Here is a 721-nt window from a genome sequence, read left to right as displayed (position 1 = left end):
CAATTGATGTTAATTCTGATCTCGGTCAGGACTACATCAGCGCAATGAACTACTGTTTGCGTTGGGCATTGTTCAATCGTGAAAAGATGATGCGTAATATCTGTGATGTTTTGAAGGTAACATTCTTCGAAGACACAATGGTTAATCGTAATCACAATCACGCTGAAGAAAAGGACGGCTTGTGGATTCACCGTAAAGGTGCAACACATGCAGAAGAAGGGATGCTGGGTGTCATTCCGGCAAACATGCGGGATGGCGTATTTATCGTAAAAGGTAAAGGAAACGTCGATGCTCTTTGCTCTTCCTCTCATGGCGCTGGTCGTCTTATGTCTCGCAGTAAAGCCAAGAAAACTTTCGACTTGGACGCTTTCGTAGAACAAATGAAAGGTAGCAAGCTGTCTGGCTTCTCAGTGGATACCAACTTCATTGATGAGTGTCCAGAGGCTTACAAACCTATTGATCAGGTAATGACCAATCAAGAAGATCTGATTGAAGTTGTTACTCATATCAAACCATTGGTCAACGTCAAAGGTTAAATCATGGCAGGTTATAGCACTGAGAATTATATGTGCTCTAGCTGCGATTCAGTGATGAACCCAACGACTGTAGAATATTCTGAACTGTATGAATGTGCAGTTCAGTTCTACGAATGTCCTCACTGTGGAGCAGTTGATGCAGACACTATTAACGATTAATTCGCTACTTCTTTTTGCGTCGATTA

At 42.2% G+C, this 721-nt stretch carries 1 protein-coding gene; it reads left to right on the top strand.

Annotation, left to right across the window (positions count from 1 at the left end; all coding sequences use genetic code 11):
• Nucleotides 1–536, top strand: a 536-nt coding sequence (locus N1032_RS25265) for an RtcB family protein (RefSeq protein WP_259543336.1), incomplete at its 5' end; no start/stop codon positions are given.
• Nucleotides 537–721: the final 185 nt, after the last annotated feature.

It is taken from the genome of Herbiconiux daphne (assembly GCF_024979295.1).
Taxonomy (GTDB): domain Bacteria; phylum Actinomycetota; class Actinomycetes; order Actinomycetales; family Microbacteriaceae; genus Herbiconiux; species Herbiconiux daphnes.
Note: the sequence above shows the minus strand (reverse complement) of the source record. Positions and strands in the feature narration are given on the sequence as shown.